The 17,630-nt window shown below is 64.3% G+C and carries 14 protein-coding genes; 4 read left to right on the top strand and 10 right to left on the bottom strand.

The annotated features are described in order from the left end of the window. Window positions 1-50 precede the first annotated feature (50 nt). From NKH90_RS03700 to NKH90_RS03680, 5 genes are all read right to left on the bottom strand, one after another. Window positions 51-812 (bottom strand): SDR family NAD(P)-dependent oxidoreductase, encoded by a 762-nt coding sequence (locus NKH90_RS03700; protein ID WP_352817389.1) that lies wholly within the window; start codon window positions 810-812, stop codon window positions 51-53. Window positions 813-823: 11 nt separating this feature from the next. Continuing rightward, on the bottom strand, window positions 824-1,636 hold the full coding sequence (locus NKH90_RS03695; RefSeq protein ID WP_352594120.1) for an ABC transporter permease: 813 nt from the start codon (window positions 1,634-1,636) through the stop codon (window positions 824-826). Continuing rightward, a complete protein-coding gene (locus tag NKH90_RS03690; protein WP_352817386.1) occupies window positions 1,636-2,499 on the bottom strand; it encodes an ABC transporter permease in 864 nt (287 codons plus the stop codon). The genes NKH90_RS03695 and NKH90_RS03690 overlap by 1 nt, the downstream gene beginning before the upstream one ends. 76 nt (window positions 2,500-2,575) lie before the next feature. Further along, window positions 2,576-3,739: an ABC transporter substrate-binding protein gene (locus tag NKH90_RS03685; RefSeq protein WP_352817383.1), complete on the bottom strand. Its 1,164-nt coding sequence runs from the start codon at window positions 3,737-3,739 to the stop codon at window positions 2,576-2,578. Continuing rightward, on the bottom strand, window positions 3,720-4,841 hold the full coding sequence (locus tag NKH90_RS03680; RefSeq protein ID WP_352817783.1) for an ABC transporter ATP-binding protein: 1,122 nt from the start codon (window positions 4,839-4,841) through the stop codon (window positions 3,720-3,722). Before NKH90_RS03680 ends, NKH90_RS03685 begins: the two co-directional genes overlap by 20 nt. A gap of 123 nt (window positions 4,842-4,964) precedes the next feature. Here NKH90_RS03680 and NKH90_RS03675 point away from each other — a divergent pair, with 123 nt between their 5' ends. Then, window positions 4,965-5,777: a response regulator transcription factor gene (locus tag NKH90_RS03675; protein ID WP_352470752.1), complete on the top strand. Its 813-nt coding sequence runs from the start codon at window positions 4,965-4,967 to the stop codon at window positions 5,775-5,777. An 8-nt stretch (window positions 5,778-5,785) separates the two neighbouring features. On the opposite strand, the gene NKH90_RS03670 is transcribed toward NKH90_RS03675, so the two are convergent. The 5 genes from NKH90_RS03670 to NKH90_RS03650 form a co-directional block, all read right to left on the bottom strand. Continuing rightward, window positions 5,786-7,855, bottom strand: coding sequence for a 3-hydroxyacyl-CoA dehydrogenase NAD-binding domain-containing protein (locus NKH90_RS03670; protein ID WP_352817381.1), 2,070 nt, complete (start codon window positions 7,853-7,855; stop codon window positions 5,786-5,788). 121 nt (window positions 7,856-7,976) lie between these two features. Then, the gene (locus NKH90_RS03665; RefSeq protein WP_352817379.1) at window positions 7,977-8,924 is read right to left on the bottom strand and encodes an ABC transporter permease; all 948 of its coding nucleotides are present in this window, start codon (window positions 8,922-8,924) and stop codon (window positions 7,977-7,979) included. 2 nt (window positions 8,925-8,926) lie between these two features. Beyond that, a complete protein-coding gene (locus tag NKH90_RS03660) occupies window positions 8,927-9,901 on the bottom strand; it encodes an ABC transporter permease (protein WP_023678190.1) in 975 nt (324 codons plus the stop codon). A gap of 1 nt (window position 9,902) precedes the next feature. After that, complete coding sequence (locus NKH90_RS03655) at window positions 9,903-11,396, bottom strand: sugar ABC transporter ATP-binding protein (protein ID WP_352470908.1); 1,494 nt, start codon at window positions 11,394-11,396, stop codon at window positions 9,903-9,905. Window positions 11,397-11,470: 74 nt separating this feature from the next. Further along, on the bottom strand, window positions 11,471-12,484 hold the full coding sequence (locus NKH90_RS03650; protein ID WP_352817377.1) for an ABC transporter substrate-binding protein: 1,014 nt from the start codon (window positions 12,482-12,484) through the stop codon (window positions 11,471-11,473). 218 nt (window positions 12,485-12,702) lie between these two features. Here NKH90_RS03650 and NKH90_RS03645 point away from each other — a divergent pair, with 218 nt between their 5' ends. The 3 genes from NKH90_RS03645 to zwf all read left to right on the top strand — a co-directional run bounded on the left by NKH90_RS03645 (window position 12,703) and on the right by zwf (window position 17,630). Continuing rightward, complete coding sequence (locus NKH90_RS03645) at window positions 12,703-15,114, top strand: glucan 1,4-alpha-glucosidase (RefSeq protein ID WP_352817375.1); 2,412 nt, start codon at window positions 12,703-12,705, stop codon at window positions 15,112-15,114. 100 nt (window positions 15,115-15,214) lie between these two features. Further along, complete coding sequence (gene gnd, locus NKH90_RS03640; protein WP_352817372.1) at window positions 15,215-16,231, top strand: phosphogluconate dehydrogenase (NAD(+)-dependent, decarboxylating); 1,017 nt, start codon at window positions 15,215-15,217, stop codon at window positions 16,229-16,231. 22 nt (window positions 16,232-16,253) lie between these two features. Continuing rightward, window positions 16,254-17,630, top strand: a complete 1,377-nt coding sequence (zwf, locus tag NKH90_RS03635) for a glucose-6-phosphate dehydrogenase (protein ID WP_352470757.1) — start codon at window positions 16,254-16,256, stop codon at window positions 17,628-17,630.

Raw genomic sequence — 17,630 nt, 5'->3', positions numbered from 1 at the left:
GGCCGTTAGGCCAAAGAGAATTTCAGCTGCCGCCCGCCGGGAGCGGCGGATCAGCCGATGCTTTCTCCACCGTCGATCACCAGCGCCTGACCGGTCATGAAGGACGAGCGGTCGGAGACGAGGAACAGGATCGCTTCGGCGATTTCCTCCGCGCTGGCCCAGCGCTGCATGGGAATTTTCGTGCGGACATAGTTCTCGATCGCTGCCCGCCCGCCCATCTGCGCGATGAACGGGTCGTTGAAGGGCGTATCGACCCAGCCGGGGCACAGCGCGTTGATGCGGACATTGTGTTTGGCATAGTCGAGCGACATCTGCCGGGTCATCGCCACCACTGCATGTTTTGACGTTGCGTAGGCGATCATTTCGCGGTCGTAGAACACACCCGAATTCGAGGCGGTATTCAGGATCACCCCGCCGCCTTGCGCGATCATCGACGGCATGACCAGCCTGGCCGCCAGGAACTGCGCCCGCACATTGATCCGCCAGGAGGCATCCATGCCGTCGGCGCCGACTTCGGTCAGCGTGCCGCCGACCTGGATCCCGGCATGATTGTGCAGGATGTCGATCCGCCGATGCCGGCCCAGCGTTCCCGCAATGAGCTGCTCGACCGCCGCATCCTCGCCGACGTCGGTGGCGACGGCCTCGGCCCGACCGCCGGCCGCACGAATGTCGGAAGCGGTTGCTTCCCCCGCCGCCTGGTCCCTGTCGGCGATCACCACGAGTGCGCCTTCCCTGGCCATCATCATGGCGCCGGCACGCCCGATCCCCGACCCGGCACCCGTCACCACGGCGATGCGATCTCTCAGAATCATGTTTTTGTCTTTCAGTGTGATGGTTTTCGTTGCCGCAGTTGCCATTGGGCAAGCACCACGAGCAGAACGGAGGCGACGAGCACGATCGTCGCGATGGCATTTATCTCCGGCGTGACCCCGCGCCGGATCGAGGCGAAGACATAGATCGGCAATGTTGTCTGTGCGCCGGCGACGAAGAAGGCGACGATGAAATCGTCGAAGGAGAATGTGAAGGCGAGCAGGAAGCCGGCGATCACCGCCGGCATGATCTGCGGCAACACGATGCTGCGGAACGTCGTCAGCGGGGTGGCGTAAAGATCGCTCGAGGCCTCGACCAGATTTCGGTCGAGGCTGCCGAGGCGCGTGCCGACAATCATCGCCACCAGCGCCATCGAAAACAGCCCGTGCGCGGCGATGATCGAGCCATAGCCGAGCGCCAGGCGCGGTGGCTGGTCGTTCGGCCACAGCGAAGCGACAAACGGGTTGACCACCCCGAATAGCTGGACCAGCGCGACCAGCGTCGAGATGCCGATGACGACGCCAGGAACGACGATCGCAGCACCCAAAAGCGCATCGAAGACGGCTCGCGTCTGCGCGCCGACACGAGCCAGGCCAAGCGCGGCCGCCGTGCCGCACAGCGCCGCCAGCAAGGCGCTGGTCGTGGCGATGAACAGGCTGTTCTTCAGCGCTTCGACCAGGAACGGGTTTGCCAGGGCCTTGCCGTACCATTGCACCGAGAAGCCAGTGAACTCGCTGGCGTGGTGGCCGGCATTGAACGAAAACAGCACCACCAGCGCGATCGGCAGGTAGAGAAAGGCAAAGACCGCAACGACGAAGGCACGCATCAGATCAGGTCCACCCGGCGGGCACCCGAAAGCCGGGTCGAAATGCGGTTCGCGGCAAGCAGCACGACCACTGAAACCGCCACAAGTGTGATGGCGATTGCCGATCCAAATGGCCAGTTGCGCGATTGCAGGAACAGATCGACCAGCGCGTTGCCGATGAAGAAGACCTTGCCGCCGCCGAGTAGCGTCGGGATCAGATATTCGCCGAGCAGCAGGATCATGACCAGCGAGAAGCCGGTCATCACACCTGGCAGCGACAGCCGCAGCGTCACGCCTAGGAATGTCGAGATCGGCGTCGCGCCGAGATCGGCGGAGGCCTCCAGCAGCCGGCGGTCGAGCCGCTCGAGGCTGACATAGATCGGCAGGATCATCAGCGGCAGATAACCATAGACGATGCCGAGCAGAACCGCTCCCGGCGTGTTGATCAGCCGCACGTCCTCCAGCCCGACATAGGCCAGGAGAGCTGGGATGCCGCGCCCGCCAAGCACATACATCCAGGCATAGGTTCGCATCAGCAGGCTGGTCCAGAACGGGATGACGACAAGCGCCAGCAGGATCAGCCGCCACCGTTCCGGCGCGCGCAAAGCGAGGTAATAGGCGACCGGATAGGCAACGAGAAGACAGGCCAGTGCGCCCGCCGGCGCCAGCACCATGGTGTTCCAGAAGGCGGTCGCCCGCGCCGGAAGATTGGCAAACTGCGCCAAGGTGAAAGCGGCCTGATAGCCGCCTTCCGGCGCCCGCTCGCCGACGCTGAAAACGGCAATCGCCACGAACGGCAAAACTAAAAACACCACCAGCCACGCAGTTGCTGGACCGAGCAGCAGGGCGGTCAGGAGATTGTGACGAAGGACATTGCTGCGCATTGAAAAAACCGCCCCGGTGCCGGCGGACATCTGTCCGCCGGGGAGTTGCCTGCATCGAGCCTGTAGCCTGCCAGGTTCAAGCCGACTTGAAGCGTGCCATCAATTCGGCCCGGCCCGGATCGGTTAGCGTTGCGGCCGCACCGAATTCGAGCGGCTTCAGCAGATCCGCCGCCGGATAGAGGATCGGATTGTCCAGCACCTCCTTGGGCAGCAGCGCATTGACCCGCGCATCGGTGGAAGGCGCGCCGTTGGCCAGGTGCTCCTTGACCGCGACTTTCGGGTTCATCAAATAGTTGAGCAAGGCATAGCCGGCAGGCTTGTTCGGCGCATCCTTGGGTACTGCGTAGAAGTCGGTCCAGATCTCGCCGCCTTCCTTGCCAAGCACGTAGGCGATTTCGGGGATGTCGCGGTGGAGCTGCGCCCCGTCATTGGTCCAGCACATCGTCATCCAGGCGTCGCCGGCACGCATCGACGGCTGGTAGTCGCTAGAGACCGCGAACAGATGCGGCTTGACCTTCAGCAGCAATTCCTCCGCCTTGGCGAGTTCGTCCGGCTTCAGCGAGTTGAACGAGAAGCCGAAATATTTCAGCGCGTTGCCGATCGTGGTCAGCTGGTAATCATGAACCATGGTCCGGCCGTCGCCCTCCGCCATGGCCGTGTCCCAGAATTCCTTCCAGCTTGTCATCGGCTTGGTCAGTTTCTTGGTGTTGACGGCAAAGCCGGTGGTGCCCCAATTCTTCGGCACCGCGTAGGTCACGCCATCGATCGTGCCTTCCCCAGTGAAGCGCGGGTCTTCTTGCGAGCCGTCATAATTGGCAAGCTTGGCCATATCCAGCGCCTCGATGATGCCAAGCTTCTTGTAAGTCGAGATCGTGTAGTTGGTCGGAACGAAAAGGCTCCAGCCCGAGGCGCCGGCCTGCAGCTTGGCCAGCATCTCCTCGTTTGACCCGAACACGTTCACCTCGACGGCAACGCCGGTTTCGGCCTTGAAATTCTCGAACGTCGCCGGGTCGTGATAATTGGGCCAGGTGGCAATCGACATGCGGTCGCCAAGCCCCTCCTGGGCGAAGGCTGGCGACGGCATGATGCCGAGTTCGCGGGCCATTACTGCCGTTGCGATGCCTAGGCCGGTGAGGCCAAGGAACTCGCGGCGGCCGATGGAACCGCGCTTGAGGCGCATCAACTGGTCGACGAATTTTTCAGGGCTTATCGGCAGTCCGTCACGATACGATTTCGACATTTTTGTTTTCCCTCTGGTTGGTCCCGTTATTCTCCGGAAACGCCAGCGGCGTTCCGGCTGTAAAGCCGACGGCGACGGGTTCACCCGGCTTGAAGAGATTTCCACCGCCAACCAGATGATCGGCCTTGGCGAGCAGTGTCCCGATGCCTTGGACCTCGATTGCATATTCCGCGGTGGAACCGAGAAAGATCCGGTTGCGGACAAGCCCGTTCAGCCGGCCGCTTCCGGGCGCGCCGAGACTTAAGGATTCAGGACGCAGGCTGACCGAGACGGCTTCGCCCTGGGCTAGCGAAGTGCGCTTGCGCGCGGCGATGACGGTGCCGTCGGCAAGCGCTATCTCGACGAGCTTGCCCGAGAGCCCGACGACCTTGCCGCTCAAGAGATTGGTCTTGCCGACGAAATCGGCGACGAAGAGGTCGGCGGGTTCGTCGTAGATTTCGCTCGGCTGCCCAAGCTGGACGATGCGCCCGCCATTCATGACGCAGACGAAATCGCTCATCGACAGTGCCTCTTCCTGATCGTGGGTGACCAGGACGAAGGTGATGCCGATCTCGCGCTGCAGGTTCTGCAGCTCTATCTGCATGTCGGTGCGCAGCTTCTTGTCGAGGGCCGCCAGGGGCTCGTCGAGCAGCAGCACCGCCGGCTTGTTGACCAGCGCCCGCGCCAGGGCGACACGCTGTTGCTGGCCGCCGGAAAGCTCATGGATCTTGCGGCGTCCATAGCCGGCAAGCCGAACCATGGCGAGCGCCTCGCCTGCCTTCAGGCTGATCTCCCGCGACGACAGGCGCGGCCGCGCCTGGCGTAGGCCATAGGCGACGTTGTCCGCCACATCCAGATGCGGAAACAACGCATATTGCTGGAACACCATGTTGACCGGCCGCCGATAGGGCGGCGTGCCGGCCATGTCGCGGCCACGGATGAATACCACACCTTCGCTTGGCTGTTCGAAACCGCCGATCATGCGCAAACAGGTTGTCTTGCCGCAGCCGGACGGCCCGAGCAACGCGACAAAGGCAGACGGCGGGATGGCAAGATCGATGCCGCTGACCGCGATCACGCTGCCGTAGCGTTTGGTGACCCCGCGAAACTCGATGTCGGGCATTGCGGTCAAAGCTGCGGCCTCCAGCGGCTAGTTGGTCTCGAAACGCTATCAGAGCCAATGGCGGCTAGTATATACCTCCCAGGTGGTATATTTCGTCTATTTTCTCGTCTGGAGGGGTATGAATTGGGCGTTTCACGCAGCGATGAATACAGCCGGCTCGCTGCGCTCATCGCAGCGACGCGGGAGACGAGCGGCGAGCTTTTCGGCAAGGCGATGGTCGCCTGGCTCCGCCAGCATGTCAGCTTCGATCATTGCGTGATCTTCGGCTATCGCGGCGCCTCACGCCCGCCGCTGCTGTTCGAGACATTCTCGCCGGCCGAAAGCCACGTCTTCGTCGCGCTCTATCAGGAAGGGCCTTATCTGCTCGATCCGTTCCACCATGCGGCAGTCGAGCGCAAGGAAGGCTTTTGGCGCATGCGCGAATTGGCGCCGGATCGCTTCTATGCCAGCGAATATTACCGCTCCTATTACAGCCAGACCAGGCTTGCGGAGGAGGTCGGCTTTTTCGTGCCGCTGCCGGGAAAGGACGCGCTGGTGGTCTCGCTAATGCGATTGCGCGCTTCGGGGCCGTTCGGAACCGCCGATGCCAGGTTGCTGCGCGACATGGCGCCTGCGGTGATCAGCCTCGTCAGGCTACGCTGGCCTACCCTTCCGGCTGACGGACCGGTTGGGACGAAGCAAGACGAGGCGATTACTCCGGTCAGTGAGTTCGAACGTGCTCACATCTGGAAGAGCCTTTCGCTCACGCCGCGCGAACAGCATGTCGTCGATCTGGTGCTTCAGGGCCATTCCACGGAATCGATTGCCAGGGCGATGCGCATCGTGCCGGGAACCGTAAAAGTTCATCGCCGCAACATTTACCGCAAGCTCAAGATAAAGTCGCAGGCGGGTCTGTTCGCGCGTTTTGTCGAGATCATGGACGCACGGATTCGGTAGTCCCAAGTTCAGCCGGCAGCGCCGTCCCAGGAACCGGTTTCGGCCATTTGCCTGAGCCGGGGTGCCACTCGAAAGACATCCTTGCCGGTCTGCTGGTGCCAGTGATCCAGCCGCCGGATGATCTTGTCCACGCCTTCGAGGCTCGCCCAGAACATCGGCCCGCCCTTGCCGACCGGGAAGCCGTAGCCGTTGACCCAGACGACGTCGATATCGGAGGCGCGGGCGGCAATCTTTTCCTTGAGGATTTTGGCGCCCTCGTTGATCATCGGATAGAGCGTCCGCTCGATGATCTCCTCGGCGCCGATCGCGCGCGGTGCAACACCGCGCTCGGCAGCCTTGTTGCGGATCAGCGCCTCGACATCGGGATCGGGCAGCGGCGTGCGCGAACCGCCTTCGTAGCGATAGAAGCCACTGCCGGTCTTCTGGCCGAAATGTCCCTGTTCGCACAACGCATCGGCGATCACGGCCGTCTGGCCACGCGCCTTGCGGTTGCGCCAGCCTATGTCGAGGCCGGCGAGATCGCTCATCTCGAACGGCCCCATCGGCCAGCCGAAATCGGTGAACACCTGGTCGACCTGGCGCGGCATTGCGCCTTCCAGCAGAAGCGTCTCCAGTTCCGCACCGCGCGCCGCCAGCATGCGGTTGCCGACGAAGCCGTGGCAGACGCCGACGACGACCGGCACCTTGCCGATCCGCCGTGCCAGATCGACGATGGTCGCCAGCACGTCGGGCGAAGTCTTTTCGGCGCGGACGATTTCCAAAAGCTTCATGACGTTAGCCGGCGAAAAGAAATGCATGCCGAGGAGATCTTGCGGCCGCGACGTCGACGCGGCGATTTCGTTGACGTCGAGATAGGAGGTGTTGGTGGCGAGGATCGTGCCCGGCTTGGCCACGGCATCGAGCCTGCCGAAAACATCCTTCTTGACCGCCATCTCCTCGAACACGGCCTCGACGATCAGGTCGCAATCGGCAAGATCGGCATAGTCGGTGGAACCCTTGAACAACCCAAGCCGTTGGCGCTTGGCGTCTTCGCTCAGCGAGCCGCGGATGACGGAAACGGCATAATTCTTGTTGATCGTCGCCAGCCCGCGCTGCAAGGCCTCGTGTGTCGCTTCCAGCAAGGTCACGGGGACGCCGCCGTTGGCGAACGCCATGGCGATGCCGCCGCCCATCGTGCCGGCGCCGATGACGCCGACCCGGGCGATCTTGCGCCTGACGACGTCCTTGCCGGCAATCTTTGCCGCCTCACGTTCAGCGAAGAACAAATGCCGCTGCGCGCGTGATTGGCCCCCGGCGACAAGCTTGACGAACAGGTCGCGCTCCGCCGCCAGCGCTTCGTCGCAGGGCAGCGTCAGGGCGTTGCGGACCGACTGCGCACAGGCGATCGGCGCCTCGAGGCCGCGTGCTTTGCCGGCAAGCACTGCCGCTTCCTTGTCGAACGCCGGCAAGTCGGCCTGGTCGAGGCGATCATTGCGGTCGCGCACTGGCGTGAACGGACCGCCTTTCGCGGCCGTTTCGTTGGCGAAACTCACCGCTTGCGCGGTCAGGTCGCCATCGAAGACGGCATCCACCAGGCCGGCGGCGAGCGCCTCGGCCGCACCGATCGGCGTTCCCGAAACGATCATGCTGAGTGCCTTCAGCGGACCAACCAGGCGCGGCAGGCGAACCGTGCCGCCGCCGCCCGGCAGCAGGCCGAGCTTGACTTCCGGCAGGCCGAGCCTTGCCGTTCGGTCGGCAACACGGAAATGGCAGCCGAGCGCCAGTTCCAGGCCGCCGCCGAGCGCAGTGCCGTGAATGGCCGCGACCGTCGGCTTGGCGATGGTTTCCAGCATCGCGACTAGGGCGCCCAGGTCCGGTTGCCGCGCCGGCTTGCCGAATTCGGTGATGTCGGCGCCGGCGACGAAGGTCCGCCCGGCGCATGCTATCACGATTGCTCCGACCGACGGCTCGTCGCGCAGGGAAACGAGCGCCTGCATCAGCGGCTCGCGTACATGGAAGCTCAGCGCGTTGACCGGCGGATTGTCGATGCTCACCACCGCGACGTTGCCGTGCCTTGTAGTGCTGACGAAATCGGACACGCAAACCTCACGCAATGATGTTGGCCAATAGCGCGACGGGATTTACAGCGCTGGCATGCGGATGGGAACCACGTGTTTTGCAGGCCGGATCGATATCCCTTCGCCGCCGGGTGGCCTTGCTTTAGCGCAGCGCCTTCTGCCCGCCCGCGGCGGTGATGACGCCGACGATGATCAGCCCTGTCAGCACCAGGCGGACGCCGACGCTGACGCCGAACGTGTTGAGCATGGTCAACAGCAGCACCAGGAACAGCGCCGCGCCCCAGACCCCCGGCACATTGGCCTTGCCGCCCGCCACCGACGTGCCGCCGATGACGACGACGGCGATCGAGGCCAGCAGATACTCATTGCCGATATCGACATTGGCGCCGCGGAAATAGCCGGCGAGCAGTGCGCCGTCGAGGCCGCCGAGCGCGCCCGACAGCGTGTAGGTGAGGAAACGGGTGCGGCCGACATTGACGCCGGCCAGCCAGGCAGCGCGGATGTTCTGGCCGATCGCCAGCACCGAGCGGCCGTAGATCATGCGCTGCAAAACGATGCCGGCGCCGATGGTGAACAGAACGGTGAGGATCGCCAGCACCGGGATGCCGATCACCTGCCAGTTGGTGAAGTCGGCAAAGCCCGGCGGCGGCTTGATCTGCAGGCCCCGCCCATAGCTGATATCGACCGACTGGATGACGAAGCTGGCCGACAGCGTCGCGATGATCGGCGGAATGCGCAGCGCCCAGATCAGCAGATAGTTGACGGCGCCGATCGCCATGCCGCAGGCAAGCGCTGCCAGCAGGCCGACCGCGATCATCGCATCATTGCCGTCCATGACCTTCATGGCGACGGCGCTGGCAAGGCCGATATTGGCCGGCAGCGACAGGTCGACATTGCCCGGCCCGAGCGTGATGACGAACATCTGCCCGACGCCGACGATGACGGTGAAGACGGCGAGCGACAGCGCCGCCGTGATCATGCCGCCGCCGCCATAGCCGCCGGTGAAGGCGATGGTTGCCAGCCACACCAGCAGCGCCCCGAAGAACGACCAGATCCAGGGTCTGGCGAGCAGTGCCCGCAGCGATGCCATGCTCACCTCTCCCTGCGGCTGATCAGCACCCGCGCCGCCAGCACGATGATCAGGATGGCGCCGTTGGCGGCGACCTGCCAGTCGGGCGGAATGTGCATGAACGTCAAGAGGGGCGATGCCGCCAGCGCCAGCGTCAGCGCGCCGATGACGGCGCCGATCGGCGACACCCGGCCGCCGACGAACTCGCCGCCGCCGAGGATGACGCCGGCGATCGAAAGCAGCGTGTAGCCATTGCCGATATTGGCATCGGCCGAGGTGGTGATGCCGATCAGCGCCATGCCGGACAAAACGCCGAACAGGCCGGTCAGCGCAAACAGCGCGATTTTGGTGCGCAGGAGCGACCAGCCGGCGCGCTTGAGTGCGGCTGAATTGCCGCCCGATCCACGCAGGATGACGCCGTAGGAGGTGCGCATCAGGCCAAAATGGACGACGGCTGCGATCAGCAATGCCGCGATGATCGGGAACGGAATGAAGGGTGGCTTGAAGGCCATCAGCGCCAGCAGCCAGTCCGGCGCCTTGCCGCCGGGCTTGGGCAGGATCAGGATGGCCATGCCCTGCCAGACAAAACTCATGCCGAGCGTCACCACGATAGAGGGCAGGTTGCGCAGATGGATCAGCGCGCCGAGCAGCGCGTAGACGCCGATCGACCCGAGCAGGATCACGACGCCGAGCAGCGGCGCGTCCTTCAGCCATGTCGCCGTCACGCAGCCGACGAAGCCGACAAAGGTGCCGATCGACAGATCGAGCTCGTTGCCGGCGATGACGAACATCTGCGCGATCGTCGCCAGAGCGATCGGGATCGCCAGATTGAGCATCAGGCTGAAACCGAAATAGCTGATGGCGCGCGGGTTGAGCCAGGCGATGGCGATGAGCACCAGCGCCAGCGACAGTGCCGGCAGCAGGCTGCGCAGCATCCGCGCCCGCCTGGTGGCGCGAGCCGAAGATTTTAGCCCATTCTCGACGGATACCGCTGTCATCTCAGGCCGCATCGCCGAACGACGACTGGATGATCTTTTCCTCCGTCAGTTCGTCGCGACGAAGGTTGGCGACGATCCGGCCGTTCTTGAACACATAGATGTGGTCGCAATTGTCGAGCTCTTCGGTTTCGGTGGTGTACCATAGGAAAGTGCGGCCATGGCGAGCCTCCTCGCGCACCAGGTCGTAGACTTCGAGCTTGGTGCCAATGTCGACGCCGCGCATCGGATCGTCCATCAGCACGATCTTGGCGTCGGAGCCGAGCGCCCGCGCGAACAGCGCCTTCTGCTGGTTGCCGCCGGACAGCGAGAAGATGTTGTTGTTCATGTCGGGCGTACGGATGCCGATTTTCCGCTGCCACAACTCGGCGAGCTCGGCTTCGCGCTGCGGCGAGATCAAGAGGCCGTTGCGCAATCGCGCCAGCGAACGGATGCCGATGTTCTCGGCGATCGACCATTGCGGAAAAATCCCGTCCGACTGGCGGTCGCCGGCCACCAGCGCCACCGGCGCGGTGACCTCGATGCCGGTCTTGGCACGGGAAGCCGCAGCAAAGATAGCCAGCAAAAGATCGGTCTGCCCATGCCCGGCAAGTCCGGCAAGGCCGATGATCTCACCGGCACGGGCGACGAGCTCGTTGCCGTCCTGCTGTCGCGCCGGGCGCGCCCGGACCCGCAGCGGACCGGGCTCCGGCTTGCCGCTCGCAATCTCTGCGGCGGTCTTCTCGCGCGCCTCCGCTCCGCCCATCGCCGTCACCAGCCTGTCGCGGTCGAAGGCGTCGGCCTGCCCGGCGGCGACCACCTTGCCGTCGCGCATCACCACGATCCGGTCGGCATTTCCGAGCACTTCGCCCAACACATGCGAGATCAGGATGCAGCTCTTGCCGGCGGCGATGAAGCGGCGCACGAACGCCAGCAGCTGGCCGGCGGTATGCGCGTCGAGCGAGGATGTCGGCTCGTCGAGGATAACCAGCTCAAGCGGCTCCTGCGTGACCGTGAAGGCGCGCGCCACCTCCACCATCTGCCGGCTGGTGATGGAAAGATCACCGACGATGTCGGATGCCGAGATGCTGTGGCCGGGGAAGATCTCGTCGAGCTTGGCGGCGATCAAATCGGCCGCCTTGCGCCGCCAGCCGAAGCCATGCAGCGACGCGTGGTTGATCCGCGTGTTCTCGGCGACGCTGAGGTTCGGGCAGAGCGACAGCTCCTGGAACACACAGCGTATGCCGAGCTGCTGCGCGCGCGGCACCGAATAACTTGCCTCGACACCGCCGCGGACCGCGATCTGCCCGCTGTCGGGGGCAAGCGTGCCCGCCACCATATGCATGAGCGTCGATTTTCCGGCGCCGTTATGGCCGACGAGGCCGACGCATTCTCCGGCACGAACGCTGAAATCGACACCGGCGAGCGCCCGGACGGCGCCGAAATGTTTTTCGGCTCCGTCCAGTCTTATGATGTCCAAACTGACGGCGCCGAAAAGCTTTTCGGCGCCGTCCGGCATGATGATGTCTGCATTGGCCTCGGGCATCCCTCAACGATACCCGGTTATCCGTGGCGGCAACAATAGTGCCATGCTCACTTGATGTTGGCCTTGATCGCCGCGATGGCGTCTTCCTGCGTGTATTCGTGGCTGGCGACGCCGCCCTTCGGAATCTTCGGCAGCGCGGCCTCGAAATCGTCCTGGGTGAAGGCAAGATAGGGCACCAGCAGGTCGTGCGGCACGTCGGTGCGGCCGTCGAGCACCTGCTGCGCCACCCAGAAGGCAAGCGTCGATACGCCCGGTGCGATCGATGCCGACCAGGTCTGGTAACCGTCCTTTTCCTTCTGCTCCTTCCACCACTGCAACTCGTCCTGGCGATTGCCCATGATGATGGTCGGGCGTGGCTTGCCGGCGGCGGCGAAAGCCTGCGCCGCGCCGTAGCCGTCACCGCCCTGGTCGACGACCCCGATAACATCCGGCAGCGAAGGCAGGATCGTCGCTACGGCTTTCTGTGCCGTGGTCTGGTCCCAGTCGCCGGTCACCGAGCCGACGATCTTGAACTCGGGATGGGCAGCGACGCCTTCGAGGATGCCGGCATGGATGGCATCGTCGATCGAAGTGCCGGCGAGGCCGCGGATTTCCAGCAGGTTGCCGCCCTTGGGCTGGAACTTGGCCATCTGCTCGACTTCCTGCTTGCCCATGTCCTTGAAGTCGACGACGACGCGGTAGGCGCAGGGTTCGGTGACGATACCGTCGAAGGAAACGACGACGATGCCGGCGTCGCAGGCCTGCTTGATGGCGCCGTTGAGCGCATCCGGAGACGCCGCGTTGATGACGATCGCGTCATAGCCCTGCAGGATCAGGTTCTGCACCTGGGCTGCCTGCGTCGGCACTTCCTTGTCGGCCGTCGTGAAGACGTCCGCGGCGCCGACCACCTTGTCGGCAACCGCCTTCTTGGTAACGATGGCGTAGCTGTCCAGCATCGCCTGCCGCCAGGAATTGCCGGCGTAATTGTTGGAGAAGGCGATTTTCTTGCCGCTGGTGTCGGCAAGCGCGGTACCTGCGGCGAGCATCGCCGCAAGAGCCCCCAAAGCGAATATTTTCCTCATGTCATACTCCTCCCGTGAGTTGCTGTCTTACTGGTGGTTAATGGCTGGCTGGTGGGTATTGGCTGATACGCTCACAATCTTGTTTTTTATCTATTATCAGACAAATGCAGATAGGCGGCAAGCTGTCAACATCAAACCATGGCCGGCGATCAACTTGCGGTGCAATCATTGAAACCGGTTCGACTCCTGGTCTAGGGATGGCACTGGAGACCGATTGAATGGCGACGAACCTTGCCCCGGGTGCACCCGGCATTCCGGCACGCTGGACCTCGAGCGCCAAGAGCGGCGTCGGCACCGCGCTCTCGCCGGCCTGCCCGATCTGGTTCACCATCAGCCACGGTATCCTCAACGAGATCTACTACCCGCGCCTCGATAGCGCATGCACCCGCGATCTGGGGCTGATCGTCACCGGACCCGACGGCTATTTCTCGGAAGAAAAACGCGACGCCGAACACAGTATCGAACCCCTGGCGGACGGGGTGCCTGCCTACCGGCTGGTCAACACCGCAAGCGATGGAACCTACAGGATCGAAAAGCGCATCCTGACGGATCCGGAACGTCCCGTCTTGCTGCAGGAGATCATGTTCACGCCGCTCAAAGGCGCGGCCGCCGACTACCGCGTCTACGCGCTGCTGGCACCGCACCTCGTCAACGCCGGCATTGGCAACACCGCCTGGATCGACGACCATGAAGGACAGCCTGTCCTGTTTGCATCGGGACGCGGCACCTGCCTGGCGCTCGCCTCGTCGCTGCCGTGGAAGGCGTGCTCGGCCGGCTATGTCGGCGTCTCCGACGGCTGGCAGCAGCTTCGTCAAGGCGGCCGGCTCGATCCGGCCTGCCGCAGGGCCGAGGACGGCAATGTCGCGCTGACCGGCGAGATCGCCTTTTCGGCCGCAAACCCAAAAATATTGCTGGCGCTCGGCTTCGGCACGACGCCGCAACAGGCGGCGGAAACCGCTTTCGCCAGCCTGAGGCAAGGTTTTGAGCCCGCAGCCGGATCCTACGTCGACAAATGGCGCAAATGGCAGGCCGGATTGCTGCCGCTGGACCGGCATGCGGCGTCCGGCCTCAACAGCTACCGCCTCAGCACGGCGGTGCTGGCGACACACCGGTCGTCCGCCGGAGCAGCCGTTGCCAGCCTGTCGATCCCGTGGGGCTTCAACAAGGGCGACGACGATCTCGGCGGCTATCACCTGGTCTGGCCGCGCGATCTGGTCGAAACCGCCGGCGGCTTCCTCGCTGCCGGCGACCCGGCGGAAGCCTTGCGCATCCTTGGCTATCTGCGCTCGATCCAGCAGCCGGACGGCCATTGGCCGCAGAACGCCTGGCTCGACGGATCGGCCTATTGGCCGGGCATCCAGATGGACGAATGCGCCTTCCCGCTGCTGCTTGCCGACGCACTGCGCCGCGCCGGCCATTTGCCGCCTGCCGCACTCTCCTCCTTCATGCCGATGATCGAGCGCGCTGCCGCCTATGTCGTGCGCAACGGCCCGGTCACCGGCGAGGACCGCTGGGAAGAAGACGCCGGCTACAGCCCGTTCACACTTGCGGTCGAGATCGCCGCATTGCTTGCGGCTGCGGACATCTTCGATGCCGCCGGCAAAACAGAGCCGGCAAACTATCTGCGCGAAACCGCCGATGTCTGGAACGATCAGATCGAGCGCTGGACCTACGTGGCCGGCACCGCCGCATGCGAGCAAGCCAGCGTCGAAGGCTACTATGTCCGCATCGCGCCGCCCGACAAAGCCGGCGCGGCATCGCCGAAAGACGGCTACGTCCCGATCAAGAACCGCCCGCCGGCCGATACGGACCGGCCGGCCAAGGCGATCGTCAGCCCGGATGCGCTGGCGCTGGTCCGCTTCGGCCTCAGGGCGGCCGACGATCCGCGCATCCTCGACACGGTCAAGGTCATCGACGCGCAATTGCGCTGCGAACTGCCGCAGGGCCCGCTCTGGTACCGCTACAATGGCGATGGCTATGGCGAGCATGCCGACGGCGCGCCCTTCGATGGAACCGGCCGGGGCCGGCCCTGGCCGCTGCTGGTCGGCGAGCGTGCTCATTACGAGCTGGCGGCAGGCCGCAGGGATAGTGCGGCAAGCCTGCTCAGGACGTTCGAGAACTCTGCCGGACCGGGCGGCCTGCTGCCGGAGCAGGTCTGGGACGGTCCCGACATGCCGGAGCGCGAATTGCGGCATGGCGGGCCCTCCGGCAGCGCCAAGCCGCTGGTCTGGGCGCATTCCGAGCACATCAAGCTGCTGCGGTCGCTGCGCGACGGCACGGTGTTCGACATGCCGCCGCAAGGCGTCAAGCGCTATATCGAGGGCAGGACGGTGTCGCGCTTCAGGGCATGGCGCTTCAACCACAAGATCCGTACCATCCCGGCAGGCAAGGCGCTGCGCATCGAACTTCTGGCCCGGGCGGTGGTTCATTGGAGCAGCGACAATTGGGCAACCGTCCATGACACCGAGACCACCGCGAATGCTTTCGGCATCCATCTTGCGGAATTGCAGGTTGCCGAGATTGCTCCAGGCAATAGCCCGGGCAATAGCATTGTCTTCACTTTCTTCTGGCCCGATAGCGGCCATTGGGAGAATGCTGACTTTTCTGTCGGCATCGGCGATACAGGATAGAGCATGACCCCGCAAAGTGGAGACCGGTTTTCGGACAAGATCATGCTTCAATCACGGCGCCACTAGATCATCGATCCCTCAAGTAAGGCAGGACGAGACCATGCAGATAGGAATGATGGGACTGGGCCGGATGGGCGCCAACATGGTTCGGCGCCTGCTGCGCGATGGCCACGAATGCGTCGTCTACGATATTAACCCGGCGAGCGTCGCCGCGCTTGTGAGCGCCGGCGCGGTCGGAGCCGCCTCGATGGAGGAGTTCGTCGGCAAGCTGGCGAAGCCGCGCAGCGCCTGGCTGATGCTGCCTGCGGCGATCACCGGCAAGATCGTCGACCAGGTGGCTGCCCTGATGGAGCCGGGCGACATCATCATAGACGGCGGCAATTCCTATTATCACGAGGCCGTCGACCACGCCGCGCGCCTCGCCTTGAAAGGCTTGAGCTATGTCGATGTCGGCACCAGCGGCGGCGTCTGGGGCCTCGAGCGCGGCTACTGCCTGATGATCGGCGGCCCCGACAGCGCGGTGCAGCATCTCGATCCGGTCTTCGCAACGCTGGCGCCGGGCGCCGACGCCGCTTCGCCCGCTCCTGCCAAGGATGCCGGAACCTCGCCCTTCGGCTATCTTCACTGCGGACCAAGCGGCGCCGGCCATTTCGTCAAGATGGTCCATAACGGTATCGAATATGGCGTTATGGCCGCCTATGCCGAAGGCATGAACATCCTGAAGTCGGCGAATGCCGGCAAACGGCAGCGCACCGCCGATGCCGAAACCAGCCCGCTGGAAAACCCGCAATATTACCAGTTCGACATCGACATCGCTGAAGTGGCCGAGGTCTGGCGGCACGGCAGCGTCATCGGCTCGTGGCTGCTCGACCTGACGGCCGGCGTACTGAAGGCCGATTCGTCGTTGACGCAGTTCGGCGGGCGGGTCTCGGATTCCGGCGAAGGCCGCTGGACGCTGAAGGCGGCGATCGACACCGGCGTGCCGGCGCCGGTGCTGTCCTCGGCGCTGTTCGACAGGTTCTCCTCGCAAGGCGAATCCGAATTCGCCGACAAGCTTCTGTCCGCCATGCGCTATGCCTTTGGCGGCCATGTCGAAAAACCCAAGGCCGGCTCGTGACGGGCGACAGGGAGGCACGCCCATGAGCCAGGAACGATCGGACACGCTGGTGCTTTTCGGCGCCACCGGCGATCTCGCCCACAAGAAGATCTTCCCCGCCCTTTACGCCATGGTGGCCAAAGGGACGCTGAACGAGCCGGTGATCGGCGTCGCCTTCGATCCGTGGGACCTCGCCAAGCTGCAGGCGCGCGCCCGCGACGGCATCGTCAACGCCTTGGGCAGCATCGACGACAAGATCTTTGCCAGGCTTGCATCGTTGCTGCGCTATGTCAGTGGCGACTATCGGGCGCCTGCGACCTTCGAGAAGCTGAAGACCGCGCTCGGCGGCGCTGAGCGGCCGCTGCACTATCTGGCGGTGCCGCCGGCGATGTTCGAGGTGGTCGTCCAGGGGCTGGAGCAGTCGGGCGCCGCCCAGGGCGCGCGCCTGATGGTGGAAAAGCCGTTCGGCCACGATCTGCAATCGGCGCGCTGGCTTAACCGGGTGCTGCATCTGGTTTTCGACGAAAAGTCGATCTTCCGCATCGACCATTATCTCGGCAAGGAGGCGATCCAGAACCTGCTCTATTTCCGTTTCGCCAATTCCTTCCTCGAGCCGATCTGGAACCGCAATTACGTCGAGAGCGTGCAGATCACCATGGCCGAGGATTTCGGCGTCGAGGGCCGCGGCCGCTTCTATGACGAGGTCGGCTGCATTCGCGACGTCATCGAAAACCATCTGCTCAATATCCTCTTGCTGCTCGCCATGGAACCGCCGGTCGGCCGCTCGGCCGACGATCTCATCGACGAGAAGGTGCAGGTCCTGCGGGCGATCCGGACGCTGACCAGGGACGATGTGGTGCGCGGCCAGTTCGACGGCTATCTCAGCGAGCCGGGCGTGGCGCCGAACTCGCCGGTCGAGACCTTCGCGGCGGTGCGCTTTTTCGTCGATACCTGGCGCTGGCAGGATGTGCCGTTCTTCATTCGCGCCGGCAAATCCCTGCCGGTGCACGCCACCGAGGTCATCGTGCAACTGAAGCGGCCGCCGCTCGACGTCTTCGATCCGATCAAGCCCGGCGACTGCAATCACGTGCGCTTCCGCATCGATCCTCAGGTGGCGATCTCGATCGGAGCCCGGCGCAAGGCGCCCGGCGATGACATGGTCGGTGAGCAGGTCGAGCTCACCGCGCTGGACGATTCGAAGGGCGACATGCCGCCTTACGAGCGGTTGATCGGCGACGCCATGAACGGCAACGGCCAGCTGTTCACCCGCCAGGACGCCAGCGAGCTCGCCTGGCGCATCGTCGGCCCGGTGCTCGGCGACACCACGCCGCCCCCTGTCTACGCGCCAAAGACATGGGGGCCGGCCGAAGCCATGGCTGGATTCGGGCCGCCGAACGGCTGGATCAATCCGGCGAAATGA

Origin of the sequence: Mesorhizobium sp. M0898 (genome assembly GCF_040319695.1) — a bacterium.
Lineage (GTDB): Bacteria > Pseudomonadota > Alphaproteobacteria > Rhizobiales > Rhizobiaceae > Mesorhizobium.
The sequence above is the reverse complement of the archived record's forward strand: the minus strand, read 5'-3'. Positions and strand labels throughout refer to the sequence as shown.